Here is a 15,884-nt window from a genome sequence, read left to right as displayed (position 1 = left end):
CGGTTCCGCGGCTTCACGCCCCGGAGTGCACATGGGCGGCCCACAGGCTGGGGCTGCCGGGGAAGGCCGTCCGGCACTCCCGGACGGCGTGGTGCAGCGCGAGGGCCGCCCGGCCGGCGTCCAACCCCTCGCTCTCGGCGCCGTGTTCGCCGCGCAGACGCCGGTACAGGCTCCGGGTCACACGGACCGCCACCGCGTCGTGCACCGGCCAGAGGGTGCCGATCGCGTGCGGGTATCCGGCGATCTGGAAGGCCGAGGTGATGTGGATGGACTCGTCGGCCAGCCGCTCCGAACCCCGCGCGGTCTCGCACGCCGACAGCACGGCGAGCCGGGCGTCCGGCAGCTCCAGACGCGAGATGTGACGTACCGTCAGCGGCTGCTCCTGGTGGTCGTGCACCAGCAGCCGCGCGCGGGAGGGGTCGTCCGGCTCGCTGACCCCGTGGCAGGCGAAGTGCACGTACGGGTGGGCGGGCAGTGCCGCCATCACCCCGGCGAACGTGGCCTGCGGGCCCGCGACCACCTCGGTCGGCAGCAGCGCGCTCAGCTCCCGCACCTCCCGGCGCACCCCGCCGAGCCTGCGGGCACCGGGGGCGTCGGGCACGACCACCGCCAGGAGGCGCCCGGCAGGCGGGGGGCCCGCCGCGCGGGCGCGCGCGTAGGCCAGGGCGCGGACGGTCGGCGTGTAGGAGGAGACCGCGAGATCCAGCACCGTACGGGAGCCGTCGCCGTGGTGGCCGGCCGCGTGCAACGGCAGCGCGGCGAGCGGGCCGCCCGGCGACCACCACACCCTCGGCCAGGCACCGTCCGGCGGCGGAGCGGACACCCCCAGCGCGCCGAGGACCGGTCCGGTGACGTGGTCCCACGTCCAGGCGAGCACCCCCGCGACCGCCTCCTGGGCGGCCCGCTCCGCGTCCGGCACGGCCGCACCGGCGAGCGCGCCGTCGAGCCTCCGCACCTGCGCCTCGACGGCCGCGGGACCGGCGCCCGGCAGGGGGACCAGGAGCACCCGGTCCGGCAGCAGGACCAGCGCGTCGCTGCGGTACGGGCTCGCGTACGCCACGACCACCGGCCCGCGTCCGGCACACGCCCGCACCTCGGCGGTCGTCGGCCCGCCCAGGAAGCCGCCGAAGCCCGGCAGCGCGCGGATCTCGGCGACCGTCCGTTCCCACCGGGCCGCGAGCGCGTGCCGCTCGTCGGTGTTCTCCCCGCTCTCCCCGCTCTCTCTGCTCGCCCCGCTCTCCCCGTGCTCCTTGTTCTCCTCCTCCGCCGTCCCGGCGTCCAGCGCGTCGATGAGGTCGCGCAGCTCCGCGAAACGCCCGGCCGCCTCCGGGTGCGCGGCCCGCAGCCGCTCCAGTTCGGCGCGCGCCGCGATGGTCTGGCCCAGCAGCACCCCGCGCCCCTGCTCCAGCAGCAGCACCGCGTGGTCCAGGCGGCCCAACTGCACCGCGCACGCCGCGGCGTCGGCGGCGAGCCCCTGCACACTGGTCAGCCCGTGCTCCTGGTCGCCGCGGGTCAGCCGTCTGGTGATGCTGAACGGCAGCAGGGCGAGGGCGACCTCGAATCCTTCGAGCGCCTGCTCCCAGCGGCCCGCGTCCGCCGCGGCGATGCCCCAGGAGTACGCGGCCCGGACGCGCTGCGCGGCGGGCAGAGCCGTGATCCGGGCGACCTGCCGGTAGGCGTCCTCCGCCGCGAGCAGCACGGCCGGGTCCTCGGTCACCAGATGCAGGGTGCGCAGCGCCGACGTGTAGGACTGGAGACGGCCGGCGGTGTGCGACGCACCGGGGGCCGACGCCCACACGGCCCGGCCGAGCGTGGTCACCGCCTCGTTCAGCAGCACCGGGTCCTCGGCCGCGCGGGCGCCGGTGAGCCTGGCCAGGCCCAGGTTGTGCAGATAGTCGGCGTGCTCCGGGGCGCCGTACGCCGTCCGCTCCACGGCCTCGGTCAGCATGGCGACGGACTCCTCCAGGTCGGCCGGTGCGCCGCCGGACTCGTACCGCTGGAACAGGGCGTTGCCGAGGTGGTTCAGCCGCTTGGCCCGCTCCACGCCGCCCGGTGGGGTCCGGGCGAGCACCCGGCGGGCCGCGTCCACGGCCTCGGAGGCGGCGCCCGCTTCCCCTGTCCGCTCGTACCAGGTCTGCAGGATGACTCCCAGGTTGGAGAGCTGGGTGTCGGAGTCGCTCCCTGTGCGGGGGGTGCTCAGCGCCAGCCGGGCCAGGCGGGCGGCCTCGCGCAGCGTCTCCAGGTCGCCCGTCTGGTGGTAGCGCTCGCGCAGGGCCAGGGAGAGGTTCGCCACCCGGTCGAAGTGGCCCTCCTCCTGCGGCGAGGGCTCGGCGAGGGCGGCGCGCAGGACGCGTACGGACTCGTCCAGCAGCCCCGCGTCACCGGTGCGTTCGCCGAGCCGGTGCAGGGCGTTTCCGAGGCTGTTCAGCCGGTGCGGACGCGGCCGGCTGCCCTCGGGGGTCTCCCGTACGGCCTCGCTCAGCAGGGCCACGGATTCGCGCAGCGGCTCGGTGCTCTCGGTGTGCTCGGCCGCCAGCCGGAGGGCCACCCCCAGCCCGTTGAGGGTGCGCACCCGCAGGGGGTGGCCCCTCGGGGTCCCGGCGAGGGCCGCGCGGTAGGCGGCGACCATGCTCTCGATGTCGGCGGCGGCCGAGGTGAGTTCGGCCGCCGTCTGGCATGCCAAGGCCAGGTTGAGCAGGGCGTGCGGGCGGCGCGGTGAGTCGTGCGGGGTGCCGGAGAGGGCCGCGCGGAGCAGGTAGACGGCCTCTCGCGCGCGGGCGGGGTCCCGGTGGACCCTGGCGGTGTGGCGGAGGGCTGCGGCCAGGTTGTTGCGTACGGTCGGCAGCTCCGGGGAGTTCCCGGGCAGCAGCGTCAGGGCCACCCGGCGCAGCCGCTCCGCCTCGGCGAGATCGGTGTCGCTGCCCGTCGCCTCGCCGCGCTCGCCCAGCAGACCGCCGAGGGTGTCGAGGAGGGAAGGCCGGTTGTCCCAGCCCCGCATGGGCGGCAGCTCGGCGGCACGCCGTAACGCGGTGATCCCCGCCTCCAGGTCGGCCGGATCGCGGGTGAGGTCGTAGCGGTCGGCCAGCATGCGGCCCAGGAGGCGGAGATCCTGCTCGTCCGGGGTCGGGCCGGCCGCGAGGAACTGCCCCTGGGTGATCGACTCGTCGAGGTCGCGCCGGTCGCGGAACGCCAGCCAGCGCATCACGAGGGTGGTGCGCAGCCCGGCCACGCAGGCGGTGTGCACGCGGCCGTCCGGTGGTGCCACGCGCAGGGCGTCCCGGGAGATCCCGACCGCGCGGTCCAGCGGACGTCGGTCACCGGTGCGGTCGAACTCGTTGATCAGAGCGCCGACTTGGCGGAGAGCGGCATCGGCGGCCTCGTGCGCGTCCGACATGACCGGCCCCCGTGTGTGTCGCCGCGGGCTCTCGTACGTGGCGTGCGCCGCGTGAGTCCCCCGGCCCGATTTTACCCAAGTGGTCCCTCGGGCACCCTCGTTATGCTGAGTCGCCGGTCGGCTGGTCCAGGGAGGTACGGCGATGAGCGGGCTCGACGACGACGGGAGCGGCGGGCCGCGCCATGAGCGGCTCGCGTCGCTCTGCCACCGGCTCGCCGCGACCGCGCACGCGCCGGAACTCGGCCCCGAGGGACGCCTGCTGATCGAGCACATCACCGCAGAGGTGCGGGGTGGACGGTCACCGGATGAACTGGAGGACGACTTCGACGAGTTGGAGGACCTGCTGCTGGCCGCCGGGTTCACCGCGGGCCTCGGCTCGTACCGGACGGACGCCCCACCCGTCTACCAGAGGTTCCCCGGCGCCGGGCACCCGCTGCTGCGCGTACTGGTCTGCCCGGGCGGATGCTGCGCCCGGGTCGAGGCACCCGCGCCGGAGGGCGGCCCCGCTCCGGAGTGCCGGATCTTCGGGCGGCCGCTGCGGGAGATCGGGCTGCGCCCGTGACCGCGTTCCTCAACGCGCTCGGCGGCAAACTGGCGGAACGCTGGCTGGCCCTGCTGGCGATCCCCGGCCTGGTGTACCTCGTCGCGCTGGCCACCGCGGTCACCCTGGGCCAGCGGCACTGGCGGGACACCGGGCGGCTGCGGGAACGCCTGGACGCTCTCGCCGCCGCGCCGGGGGCGCACAGTGCGGGTGTGCTCGCGGTGGTGGCGGTCGGTGTGCTGGCCGGGGCCGCGCTGACGGGCACCGGCGCGCAGGCGCTGGGCGCGCTGGTCGAGCGGGTCTGGCTGGCGGGGCCGCGCGGTCCGGTGACCCGGTGGCTCACGGCGCGCCGGCTGCGCCGGTGGCGGGCCGCCGACCACGCCTACCGCACGGCGCTGGTCGCGGCCGGCCGGGCCAGGCTGGGCGGTGCGGCCGACGCCGAGGCCCTGGCGGACGAGGCGGAGGCCCGCTACGCCCGCCGCAACGAGATCGGCCTGGCCGCGCCACACCACCCCTGCTGGACCGGAGACCGGGTCACCGCCCCGGACCGGCGCGTGTGGCGGGCGTACCGGGTGGACCTCACCGTCGCCTGGCCCCACCTGTGGCTGCTCGCCCCCGACAGCACCCGCGCCGAACTGGGCACCGCCCGCGCAGCGTTGAGCGCCGCCGCCCGCCTTGCGGCCTGGGGTGCGGCCTACCTCCTGCTGGCCGTGTGGTGGTGGCCCGCCGCACTGGTCGGCGTGGTCACGGCGGCGACCGGGGTGGTACGGGGCCGCACGGCGGCGGAGTCCTTCGCGGAGCTGGCGGAAGCCCTGGTCGACCTCCACGGCAAGGACCTGGCCCAGGCGCTGGGCCTGGAGTGCGAGGGCCGCCTCACCCCGGAGACGGGGGAGGAGGTGACCCGGCTGCTGAGCAAGCCCGACTGAGGTGGCGCGAGCCCCGGTCAGAGGAGGGCGTCGGTCAGGGCGGGGTGTTCCGCGGCCCCCGTGATCGGCGGCACCGGCGCCTCCTTCGTGCGCACCCACCGCGCGCCCTCGGGCCCGTAGGCCGCCCGAGGCTCCGGGAACAGCCACAGCAGGGACAGGTACAGCACCGCCGCCACGGCCAGCGACAGCGGCAGACTGATGTCGACGCCGTTCGCCAGGTCGCCCAGCGGGCCCACGAACTGGCCGGGGATGTCGGTGCAGAGGACGCCGAGCACCGCCGACACCCACCATGCCGTCATCCCGCGCCAGTTCCAGCCGTGGGTGAACCAGTAACGGCCGCCTCGCTGGCGGCGGTTGAAGACCTGGAGGGCGTCCGGGTCGTACCAGCCGCGACGGGTGAAGAAGCCGAGGATCATGACCACCATCCACGGGGTGGTGCAGGTGATGATCACCGTGGCGAAGGTGGAGATCGACCGGACCAGGTCCAGCGCGAACCGGCCGACGAAGATGAACGCGATCGACACCACGCCGACCAGCAGCGTCGCCCGCACCCGCGACAGCCGGGGGAAGACCGAGGAGAAGTCCAGGCCGGTGCCGTAGAGCGCGGTCGTGCCCGTGGACATGCCGCCGATCAGGGCGAGCAGACACACCGGCAAGAAGAACCAGCTCGGCGAGATCGCCAGCAGTCCGCCCACGAAGTCGGGCGCGGCCGGGTCGACGTACTTCGGGGCCTTGGTGGCGATGATGCTCGCCGTGGCCAGACCGAAGACGAACGGCAGCAGCGTGGCCACCTGGGAGAGGAACGCGGCCCCGACCACCCTCCGGCGCGGGGCGTTTGCCGGGATGTACCGCGACCAGTCGCCGAGGAACGCCCCGAACGACACGGGGTTGGACAGCACGATCAGCGCCGCCCCGATGAACGAGGGCCAGAACATCGCCTGCGTGGCGGCGTCCGCCGAGGCCGTGAACGAGCCCGCGTACGACGGGTCGAAGTCACCCGCGAAGGCGACCGCGCCGAGCAGGAAGAGCGCCGTCGCCGACGTCACCGCGATCTTGTTGACGAACAGCATGAACCGGAACCCGTACACGCACACCGCGAGCACCAGCCCGGCGAACAGCGCGTACGCGACCACGTACGAGAGCGGGCCGCGGGAGAGGCCGAACAGCCGGTGCGCGCCGCCGACCAGGGCGTCGCCCGAGCTCCACACCGAGATGGAGAAGAACGCCACCGCCGTCAGCAGGGAGAGGAAGGAGCCGACCACGCGGCCGTGCACACCCAGGTGCGCCGAGGAGGACACCGCGTTGTTGGTGCCGTTCACCGGGCCGAACACGGCCATCGGACACAGGATCAGAGCGCCCGCGAGGACCCCGAGGACCGTCGCCGCGAGGCCCTGCCAGAAGGAGAGCCCGAACAGGACCGGGAACGCCCCGAGCACACAGGTGGAGAAGGTGTTGGCGCCGCCGAACGCGACCCGGAACAGGTCGGACGGGCTCGCGGTGCGCTCCTCGTCGGGGATGCGCTCGACACCGTAGGGCTCGACCTCGGTGAGCGAGGAAGCCTGAGCGGGGGAGTCGGTGGGCTGATGGGTCAACAGAGGCTCCAGGGACGGGGGCTGCCGACGGTACGGCCGGATCGGGACGTGGGGCCAGGGGATGTTTCATCCATCAAGGACCGCCCCGATGGAGGGTTCGCCCACCCACCCGGTCCGGCGAAACCCGTGCGAACGCGAGGAATCGTGAAGGTGTCACGGGCGGATCGTGAAAGCGGCCCCCGCGCGGGGGAGCGGAATGTTTCAGGCCGATTGCTCAGGCGGTGAGTTCCGGCCATCGGACCGGTGCGCGTGTTCGCAATCCCCGGCGTTGCGGGGCCGACGTGTTCGAATTCCGTGACTTCGCGCCACTGATTCAATACGCAATGTTACTGAAAGTCATGGGTGGGATGTGTGTTCCGGCTGCGGACTCGGCAGAGTGGCGCTCGCCGCTGCGGCGCCCCACCGGGCACCGGCCGGCACACCCTCAATGATCGAGCGGAAGGATGCACACCATGCGGAACACCGCGCGCTGGGCCGCGGCCCTCGGCCTCACCGCCGCCGCCGTCTGCGGACACCTGACCGGTTCCGCCGTAGCCGCGCCTGCCTCCCTGTACGCGCCCTCGGCACTGGTCCTCACCACCGGCCACGGCGACAGCGCGACCACGGTCACCCCGGAGCGCGCCGTCACCCTGAGCTGCGCCCCGACGGCCACCGGCACCCACCCGGCAGCGGCGGAAGCCTGTGCCGAACTGCGCGGCATACGAGGCGACTTCAACGCCCTCAAGGCCCGCGCCGATGTCCACTGCACCCGGCTGTACGACCCCGTCGTCGTCACCGTCCAGGGTGTCTGGCAGGGCCAGCGGGTCGCCTACGAGCGCACGTTCGGCAACGCTTGCGCGAAGGACGCGCTCGGCAGCAGCGTCTTCGCGTTCTAAGACCGGGATCGCACGGGCTCCGTGCCGCAGGGTCGGTTTCACGAATGGGGAGTGCGGCCCCTGGAGCGGAGCAACCGGCGATCCCGCGCCGGGAGGGTGAGGCGGAGTGGGGCCGCCGCCTTCCGGACCCACAGCCGCTTCCCGGCCAGGTCCGTGGGGGGCCTCGCCGGGAAGCGGCACATCCCTCTCCGAGGCCGTGTACGCGAAGTCGAGCCAGGCCGGACTTCGCGGACACGGCCTACGCCATCTGCCTGCGCACCAGTTCGTGCATCCGGCCGCCGGTGTCGGCGAGCAGTTCGGCGGGGGTGCCCTGCTGGATCACCTTGCCGTCCTCCATCACCACCACCCGGTCGGCGTCCATCACGGTGGACAGCCGGTGCGCGATGACGACCCGGGTGGCGTTCAGCTTGCGGGTGGACTCGATGACCGTGCGCTGGGTGTCGTTGTCCAGGGCGCTGGTCGCCTCGTCGAAGAAGAGGATGCGCGGCCGGCGGATCAACGCCTGCGCGATCATCAGCCGCTGGCGCTGCCCGCCGGAGACCGCGCCGCTGCCGGCGACGATGGTGTGCAGCCCCATCGGCATCCGCTGGACGTCCTCCGCGAGGCCCGCCAGCTCGATGGCCGCCATGACCTCCTCCGGCGTGTACGGCTCGGTGCCGCAGACCACGTCCATGATGGAACCGTTGAACGGCTGGGCGTGCTGGAGCACCACCCCGCACTGGCGCCGCACCGCCGACTGGTCCAGCGCGCCCAGGTCCTGACCGTCGTACAGCACACTGCCGGAGACCGGCTTGTCGAAGCCGATCAGCAGGCGCAGCAGGGTCGACTTGCCGCAGCCGCTCGGTCCGACCACCGCGACGAACTCGCCGGGACGCACCGAGAAGGACACGTCGTCCAGGACCAGCGGGCCGTCGTCGGAGTACCGGAAGGACAGCCGCCGGGCCTCCAGGGCGCCGGTCAGCGGTCCCGGCCGGGTGTTCCCCGCCCGCACCTCGGGGGTGGCGTCCAGCACCGGGCGGATCTCCTCGAACAGCGGCAGCGCCGCCACCGCCGACACGAACGCGCCGGTGAGCTGGGTGACCGAGGTCAGCACCATCGTCACCGCCGTGCTGAAGGTGAGGAACGAGGCCGCCGACATCGCGCCCTTCGCCGGACCCGCCAGCAGCATGAACATCACCAGCGTGCAGATCGGCAGATACACCGCGCCCAGCACCGAACTGAGGTTCTTGATCCGGCCGACCTTCTGCTGGAGCTCCCGGCTGCGCGCGAACTCGCGGGCCCACGCGGCGTACGCGTAGTTCTCCGCCGACGCCACCCGCAGCTTGGGCAGACCGCGCAGGGTCTGGAACGCCTGGTTGTTCAGCTTGTTGCCGAGCGTCACGAGCCGCCGCTGCCAGCGCACCTGCCACAGCCCGAGCCCCAGGAAGACCGCGGCGATCACCACGAGCATCCCGATCGCGGCCAGTGCCATCGGCACGCTGTAGTACAGCAGCAGGCCGACGTTCATCGCGCCGACCGTCACCGACTGCGCGACCACCGGTCCGACGCCCGCCAGCAGCCGCCGGATCGAGCTGATGCCCATCGCGGCACTCGCCAGCTCACCGGTGGAGCGCCCGCTGAAGAACCGGGTCGGCAGCCTCAGCAGCCGGTCCCAGACCGCCGGCTGGAGCGCACCCTCGATCCGGCCCTCCAGCCGCAGGATGGTCAGGTTCTCCAGCAGCGTGAACGCCGCCGACACCACCCCGCTGAGCATCACCGCGAGACACACCTGCGCGATCAGGTTCTCCCGCGCCTGCGGCACGTACTCGCCGAGCACCTTGCCCGTGGCGATGGGCACCAGCGCGCCGATCACCACCGTGACCAGCCCGGCCAGCAGCAGGTTCAGCAGATCGTTCCGCGTCCCGCCCAGGCTGAACCTGAGCAGGCCCAGCGGGCCGAGCCGCCGCTCGGGCAGCGGCCGGTAGAACATCACCGCACGCGGCTCGAACTCCTCCGCGTTCGCCTTCTCCACCGGCGTCTCCCGGCCCGTCGCCGGCTGTACGGCGACATAGCCGCCGCGCCGCCACAGCAGCGCCACCGGCGCCCCGGACAGCGCCCGGTGCCCGACCAGCGGGCCCACGTTCTCGCGCCACCAGCGGCCCTCCAGGCGCACCGCCCGGATGCGCACCCGCGAGGCCAGCGCCACCCGCTCCACCGGGTCCAGCCGCTCGCTCTCGCCGATGCCGCGCGCCGGATCGGCCAGCGTGATCCCGGCCGCCTGGGCGACCAGCTTGCAGGCCGCGTACCCGGCGTCCGCGTCGGCCGCGGTCGTCCGCCGGGCCGAGCGCTTGCCGATGGAGGCGAGCAGCGTCTGGTCGGCGTGGGCGCGTACCGCCTCACCGGCCTTGATACCGGCGGCCGCACGCGTCTCGTGGGTGCGCTCCAACTGCTCGATCCACCGGTCGAGCGCGGTCAGCAGCCGGTACTGCTGGTCGACCAGGCTCTGCCACAGCGCCGGGTCCATCAGCAGGTCGGCGGCGGCCTCCGCGCCGTACATCGAGCCGTACTGGGCGCTGCCCGGCGGCACCTGCATCCAGAACACGTCGTCGTCCGACGGCGCCACCGACCGGTCCTCGGTCAGCGGCGCCTGGAACAGCACCGACAGGCCGCGGCCGACGCCGAGCGCGAGGGCGTACTCCAGCGGGCTGGAGGAGGGCGGCACGTACTGCGGGTTGCCGTACTCGTCGTACGACCAGGTCTCGGTGTGCGCGCCCTGGTACAGCTCGCGCAGGTTCACCCGGTGCACCACACAGTCCCGCACCGGGCGGGCCACCAGGGAGTGCTGGGGGCCGGCGACCGGGCCCAGCAGCAGCGCGCCCGCCTCCAGCCGGCCCAGGTGGTGCCAGTGGCCCTGCTCGGCGGCGTCCACCGCGAACAGGTCGAGGGCGCCGGCCGCCACCAGCCAGAGCACCTGCGGTCCTTCGAGATCCAGCCGGTTCAGCCCGGCGCAGTCGACCCGCGTGCCCAGCGAGCCGAGGGCGCCCAGCACCAGATCACCGTCGTGCGTGGACGTCATCTCACCGCTCCCTGACCAGCGCCGCGTACGCGCCACCGCGCGCCACCAGCTCCTCGTGCCTGCCCCGCTCCACGACCGTGCCGTGCTGGAGCACCACGATCTCGTCGCTGTCGCGGACCGTGGACAGCCGGTGGGCGATCACCACGCAGGCGCAGCCGCGCCGGCGCAGGTTGTCCATCACGGTCAGCTCCGTCTCCGCGTCCAGCGCGCTGGTCACCTCGTCCAGCACCAGGATGCTGGGGCGGCGCACCAGCGCCCGCGCGATCTCCAGCCGCTGCCGCTGGCCGCCGGAGAAGTTCCGGCCGTCCTGCTCGACCTTGCTGTGCACCCCGCCCGGCCTGCGTGCCACCACGTCGTACAGCGCGGCGTCGCGCAGCGCGTCCTCCACGGCCTCGTCCGGGATCGAGGGGTCCCACAGCGCCACGTTGTCGCGGACCGAGCCCTCGAAGAGGAACACGTCCTGGTCCACGAAGGACACCGAGGCCGCGAGCGCGCCGCGCGGGATGTCCTCGAGACGGCGCCCGTCGATCCGGATCACGCCCTCCCAAGGTGCGTACAGGCCCGATATCAGCCGGGACACCGTCGACTTGCCGCTGCCCGAACCGCCGACCAGCGCCACCTGCTGCCCCGGCCCCACCGTCAGGTCGAACTCGGCCAGCAGCGGCTTGTCCAGGGGGCTGTAGCCGAAGGTCACGCCCTCCAGCTCGACGTGCCCGCGCAGCCTGCGGGTGTCGTCGGAGCCGCCGGGACGCGCGTACAGCGGGTCGGCCTGGAAGTTCTCCACGTCCTTCAGCCGGGCCACGTCCGCCGCGAAGTCCTGGATGCGCCCCGCCACGCCGTTGAGCCGGGTGAGCGGCGCGGTGAAGCGGGCCACCAGCGCCTGGAACGCCACCAGCAGACCGACCGAGATGTGCCCCTCGATCGCCCGCAGACCGCCGATCCACAGGATCAGCGCGCTGTTGAAGGTGGCCAGCGTCGGCGCGACCACTCCCAGCCAGGCGCTCGGCACCCCGAGCTTCTGCTGCTCCTCCAGCGTCGCCGCGTGCTGCCCGGCCCACTTGCGGAAGTAGCCGTCCTCCCCGCCGGTCGCCTTCATCGTCTCGATGAGCTGAAGGCCCGTGTAGGAGGTGTTGGTCAGCCGGGCGGTGTCCGCGCGCAGCTTCGCGGTACGGGTCGCGCGCAGCCGGATCACCAGCCGCATCGCCACGATGTTCAGCAGCGCCACACCGATGCCGACGAACGTGAGCTGCGGGTCGTAGGTGTACAGCAGCACCGCGTACAGCACGACCACGATCGCGTCCACGCCCGCCGCCGCGAGGTCGCGGGCCAGGGTCTCGGCGACCTGGTCGTTGGACTGCAGGCGCTGCACCAGGTCGGCGGGGGAGCGCTGGGAGAAGAAGGTGACCGGCAGCCGCAGCAGATGGCGCAGGAAGCGGGCGCTGGACAGGGTGGAGGAGATGATCCGGCCGTGCAGCAGATTGGCCTGCTGGAGCCAGGTCAGCACCAGGGTCAGCGCCACACAGGTCGCCATCGACGCGAACAGCACGCCGAGCAGCGAGGTCTGGCCGCCGATCAGGAACATGTCGATGTAGGTGCGGCTGAGCGCCGGCACCGCCGCGCCCACCGCGACCAGCAGCAGGCTCGCCAGCACCGCCGCGGGCAGGGTGCCCGCCGTGCCGCGCAGCCGGGCGGGCATCGCGCCGAGCACACCGGGCTTGCGGCCGCCCTTGCTGAAGTCCTCGCCCGGCTCCAGCACCAGCACGACACCGGTGAAGCTGCCGTCGAACTCCTCCATGGGCACGAACCGGCGGCCCTTGGCGGGGTCGTTGATGTACACCCCGCGCCGTCCGAAGCGGCGGCCCATGCCGTCGTAGACGACGTAGTGGTTGAACTCCCAGAACAGGATGGCCGGGGCGCGCACCTCGGCGAGCGCCGCCAGGTCCATCTGCATGCCCTTGGCGGTCAGCCCGTAACTCCGGGCCGCTTTGAGCAGGTTGCTCGCGCGTGAGCCGTCGCGGGAGACACCGCAGGCGATGCGGAGTTCCTCTAGCGGGACATGGCGGCCGTAGTGGCCCAGCACCATGGCCAGGGAGGCGGCGCCGCACTCGACGGCCTCCATCTGGAGCACGGTGGGCGTACGGACCGTGCCGCCACGGGGTTTGGGCACCGGGCGGCGGGCGGGCGCGGCGCGTCTGCGGCCGCGGTTCTCCTGCGCGGTGTCGGTCGGGGTGGTCACGGGAGCAGCCAATCGATCGGACGCTGGTCGGTCAGGTGGACCGAACCGGAGGCCAGGGTCATGGAGTCGAGCCCGAAGGGCGGCCCCCCGGCCGAGGACCAGCGGTAACCGCTCTTCGCGGAAGCCGACTTGTCGAGCGTGACGAGGACGGCGACCGGGCGGCCCTTGCGCGTGAACTGCTGGCCGAGCTGGCTGTCACCGAGGAACGCGCCGATCGACTGGGCGGACTGCGCCGCGCGGTCCACCGACTTCACGCGGCCGCGCAGCACGCCGTAGCGCTCGGCGGGTACGGAGGACACGGCCAGGTCCACGGTGGCGTGGGCCGGGATGGCGGCGGCGTTCTCGGCGGGGACGTAGACGGTCGCGTACAAGGGGTCCGAGTCGTGGGCGACCTTCTCCACGGCGGCCACGTCGGCGCCGGTCTGCACGATCTGCCCGATGGTGGCGGCCAGCGCGGTGACCCGGCCGGCCGCGACGGTACGGATCACCGAATCGCCCTGCGCGGTACGGACCTTGAGCACGGGCGCGTTCGCGGGCAGGTGCTGGCCCTGCTTGGCGAGCACGCCGGTGACCTGACCGGCCACGGGGCTCTGGAGGATGTAACTGCCCTGCCCGTGCGTGAGGATGGCCGGGGCGCTCACGGTGGAGGCGACCGAACCGGTCACCGCCCACACCGAGGCTGCCGCCATCACGACGACGGTGATTCCGAGGACGAGCCACCCCTGCGGGCGTGCCAGTCGCACCGGGAGGTCGAGATCCTCCGGCGACTGGAGCTTGGCGAGGGCCTGTTGGCGGAACTGCACGGAACTTCCCTCACCCGAGGAGAGACGACGGCACGGAAGTGTTTCGGGACGCCCGAGAGTCCCGGACCCGCGAGGGGGTCCGGGACTCTCGGTGACACCGAGGTGCGGTCAGAGACCGGCGACCAGGCCGGTGACCGGGGCCGTGTTGAGGCCGGTGACACCCTCGACGGTGCCGACGGCGGTGTCCACCAGGCCGGAAACCGGGGCGATGCCGTTGACGGCGCCGGTCACGGTGGAGAGGGCGTTCACGGACAGGCCGCCGGAAACGTTGTCCAGCTCGGCGTCCGAGATCTCGACGGTCTCGACACGGGGGGTGGAGTTCATGATGGAACTTCCCTTCGTATGGGTCTTCACAAGGGGGAGAGCGGCCCCCTCTGGGGACAGATGACGGCCGCGACCGCGAGGGGTTCCCGGACCTTCCGGCCGCCGTCTCCGGCAGCCCTGGGGCGGGCCCCGCGATGCGATGGATCAAAGCACGCACGCCGCGCCCGATTCCACTTACTCAGGGCTCTCACCAGCGAGTTCGGCGCACAGTAGGGGTCATTCGTGCAGGCGTGCGCACGTCGCGCCTGGCGCTCCTTCACATTCCCCGCGCCATCGTCGCGCCGTCTCCACTACCGCCGGTAACGCGAATCCGGCACACCTCACCAAACGCGTGTCCGGGACACGTGCGCCGGTGCGGAAACCCCCTCGGACGTGACCTCGTTGGGCGCGGGATGTGCAGATTCCCTGAAGCGGGGATTCCGCTCCATGTGCTGGGCGGAGGGTGATGCGCCGGTGACTCGGCGTGACCGGGGTGCCTGGGTGCCGGATCCGGCGCCGTCGTGGCTGATTCCCCACGCACACAACGAAGTTGGCAATTGGAATTGAACGCGCCGGGTGAACCGCCCGTACCTGTAGCCAGCCGGCACCCCCCTACGAACTGCCCGACAGCGGCAGACCCCCGTACCCAGGAGGTCGAGAAGTTGAGTCACAAGCGAATGCCCAAGCGCAAGGCCGCGATAGCGGTGGGCGGTGTGGCGGCGCTCGGAGCGGCAGCCCTTCTGCTGCCCAACGCCATGGCGTCCCAGGACGAGGGCACGGCCGCGACGGGCACCGTGAAGCCCCTGAAGGCCACCGACGCCACGCTGCTCGCCGCCCAGTTGAAGCAGTCCCTCGGCGGCCAGTTCGCCGGTTCCTACTACGACAGCGCCAAGCGGCAGCTCGTCGTCAACGCCGTCGGCGACGGTGACGCCGTCGCACGTGCGAAGAGTGCGGGCGCGGTCGTACGGCAGGTGGAGAACAGCACCGCCGACCTCCAGTCCGCCGCGAAGACCCTGCGGACCAAGGCGGCCATCCCCGGCACCGCCTGGGCCGTGGACCCGCGCACCAACAAGGTGATCGTCAGCGCCGACAGCACGGTGACCGGCGCCAAGTGGGACCGGCTGGAGTCCACCGTCGACGGTCTCGGCTCCGGCACGGCCACGCTGAAGAAGACCGGCGGCACCTTCAAGACCTTCGTCTCCGGCGGCGACGCCATCTTCTCCCAGGTGCAGGGCGGCAACGTCCGCTGCTCCCTGGGCTTCAACGTCACCGCCGCCGACGGCAGCCCGGCCTTCCTGACGGCCGGTCACTGCGGGGTCGCGGCCAAGCAGTGGTCCGACTCCGAGACCGGCCAGCCCCTCGCCACCGTGGACCAGGCGACCTTCCCCGGTGAGGGCGACTTCTCGCTCGTCAAGTACGACGACCCGGCGACCGAGGCGCCCAGCGAGGTCAACGCGGGCAACGGCCAGATCGTGCAGATCACCCAGGCCGCGGAGGCCACGGTCGGCTCCGCCGTGTTCCGCATGGGCTCCACCACCGGACTGCACGACGGCCAGGTCACCGGCCTCGACGCCACCGTCAACTTCCAGAGCGAGACCGACCCGAACGGCGTCGACACCGTCACCGGCCTCATCCAGACCGACGTGTGCGCCGAGCCCGGCGACAGCGGCGGCTCGCTGTTCACCCAGGAGGGCGCGGCGATCGGCCTGACCTCCGGCGGCAGCGGCGACTGCACCAGCGGCGGCGAGACCTTCTTCCAGCCGGTCACCACCGCCCTCGCGGCCACCGGCGCCACCCTCGGCGACGGCGGTGCCGGCGCGGGTGACCAGGCGGGCGCCGGTGACGAGGCCGGTGCGGGTGACGAGGCCGGCGCGGGTGACCAGGCCGGTGCCGGTGACGAGGCCGGTGCCGGTGACGAGGCCGGTGCCGGGGACCAGGCGGGCGGCGACCAGATCGGCGGCGGCGCCGACGACCAGGCCGGCGCGGGCGCGGGTGCCGACGAGCAGGCGGGCGCCGGTGCCGACGAGCAGGGCGCGGCGGCCGACCAGCAGGGCACCAAGCACCACGGCCGCTCCGGTCACCGAGGCGGCACCTCCTCCCTCACCGGGTCCAACTGACCCACCGCGGCACCACTGAGCCGCACCCCATGCCCCGCCCGG

The 15,884-nt window shown here is 73.2% G+C and carries 10 protein-coding genes; 4 read left to right on the top strand and 6 right to left on the bottom strand.

Going from position 1 to position 15,884, the window contains the following annotated elements:
* Positions 1-13: 13 nt before the first annotated feature.
* Positions 14-3,394 carry a CHAT domain-containing tetratricopeptide repeat protein gene (locus HEK131_RS16825; protein WP_244335919.1) on the bottom strand — a complete coding sequence of 1,127 codons (3,381 nt, stop codon included), beginning with the start codon at positions 3,392-3,394 and terminating at the stop codon, positions 14-16.
* Positions 3,395-3,536: 142 nt separating this feature from the next.
* On the opposite strand from HEK131_RS16825, the gene HEK131_RS16820 reads away from it, so the two are divergent.
* Positions 3,537-3,956: a hypothetical protein gene (locus HEK131_RS16820; protein WP_244335918.1), complete on the top strand. Its 420-nt coding sequence runs from the start codon at positions 3,537-3,539 to the stop codon at positions 3,954-3,956.
* Complete coding sequence (locus tag HEK131_RS16815; RefSeq protein ID WP_244335917.1) at positions 3,953-4,861, top strand: hypothetical protein; 909 nt, start codon at positions 3,953-3,955, stop codon at positions 4,859-4,861. The genes HEK131_RS16820 and HEK131_RS16815 overlap by 4 nt, the downstream gene beginning before the upstream one ends.
* A 17-nt stretch (positions 4,862-4,878) precedes the next feature.
* Here the strand turns inward: HEK131_RS16815 and HEK131_RS16810 are convergent, their stop codons facing one another.
* Positions 4,879-6,453: a purine-cytosine permease family protein gene (locus HEK131_RS16810; protein ID WP_244335916.1), complete on the bottom strand. Its 1,575-nt coding sequence runs from the start codon at positions 6,451-6,453 to the stop codon at positions 4,879-4,881.
* A gap of 452 nt (positions 6,454-6,905) precedes the next feature.
* On the opposite strand from HEK131_RS16810, the gene HEK131_RS16805 reads away from it, so the two are divergent.
* Complete coding sequence (locus tag HEK131_RS16805) at positions 6,906-7,328, top strand: subtilase-type protease inhibitor (RefSeq protein WP_244335915.1); 423 nt, start codon at positions 6,906-6,908, stop codon at positions 7,326-7,328.
* Positions 7,329-7,566: 238 nt separating this feature from the next.
* On the opposite strand, the gene HEK131_RS16800 is transcribed toward HEK131_RS16805, so the two are convergent.
* From HEK131_RS16800 to HEK131_RS16785, 4 genes are all read right to left on the bottom strand, one after another.
* Positions 7,567-10,383, bottom strand: a complete 2,817-nt coding sequence (locus HEK131_RS16800; RefSeq protein WP_217462275.1) for an NHLP bacteriocin export ABC transporter permease/ATPase subunit — start codon at positions 10,381-10,383, stop codon at positions 7,567-7,569.
* 1 nt (position 10,384) lies between these two features.
* Positions 10,385-12,619 (bottom strand): NHLP family bacteriocin export ABC transporter peptidase/permease/ATPase subunit, encoded by a 2,235-nt coding sequence (locus HEK131_RS16795; RefSeq protein WP_279614255.1) that lies wholly within the window; start codon positions 12,617-12,619, stop codon positions 10,385-10,387.
* Positions 12,616-13,422: an HlyD family efflux transporter periplasmic adaptor subunit gene (locus tag HEK131_RS16790; protein WP_244335914.1), complete on the bottom strand. Its 807-nt coding sequence runs from the start codon at positions 13,420-13,422 to the stop codon at positions 12,616-12,618. The genes HEK131_RS16795 and HEK131_RS16790 overlap by 4 nt, the downstream gene beginning before the upstream one ends.
* Before the next feature lie 108 nt (positions 13,423-13,530).
* Positions 13,531-13,746: a hypothetical protein gene (locus HEK131_RS16785; RefSeq protein ID WP_030805100.1), complete on the bottom strand. Its 216-nt coding sequence runs from the start codon at positions 13,744-13,746 to the stop codon at positions 13,531-13,533.
* A 656-nt stretch (positions 13,747-14,402) separates the two neighbouring features.
* Here HEK131_RS16785 and HEK131_RS16780 point away from each other — a divergent pair.
* Complete coding sequence (locus HEK131_RS16780; RefSeq protein WP_244452045.1) at positions 14,403-15,842, top strand: S1 family peptidase; 1,440 nt, start codon at positions 14,403-14,405, stop codon at positions 15,840-15,842.
* The last annotated feature ends 42 nt before the right edge of the window (positions 15,843-15,884 follow it).

Origin of the sequence: Streptomyces seoulensis, assembly GCF_022846655.1 — a bacterium.
Lineage (GTDB): Bacteria > Actinomycetota > Actinomycetes > Streptomycetales > Streptomycetaceae > Streptomyces.
This window is presented reverse-complemented; position numbering and strand designations above follow the sequence as displayed.

Bases quoted from the DNA above. Each gene is read 5' to 3' on its own strand.
- HEK131_RS16780 (WP_244452045.1), top strand. From the start codon at position 14,403: ATGCCCAAGCGCAAGGCCGCGATAGCGGTGGGCGGTGTGGCGGCGCTC.
- HEK131_RS16825 (WP_244335919.1), bottom strand. From the start codon at position 3,394: ATGTCGGACGCGCACGAGGCCGCCGATGCCGCTCTCCGCCAAGTCGGC.
- HEK131_RS16820 (WP_244335918.1), top strand. From the start codon at position 3,537: ATGAGCGGGCTCGACGACGACGGGAGCGGCGGGCCGCGCCATGAGCGG.
- HEK131_RS16800 (WP_217462275.1), bottom strand. From the start codon at position 10,383: ATGACGTCCACGCACGACGGTGATCTGGTGCTGGGCGCCCTCGGCTCG.
- HEK131_RS16785 (WP_030805100.1), bottom strand. From the start codon at position 13,746: ATGAACTCCACCCCCCGTGTCGAGACCGTCGAGATCTCGGACGCCGAG.
- HEK131_RS16805 (WP_244335915.1), top strand. From the start codon at position 6,906: ATGCGGAACACCGCGCGCTGGGCCGCGGCCCTCGGCCTCACCGCCGCC.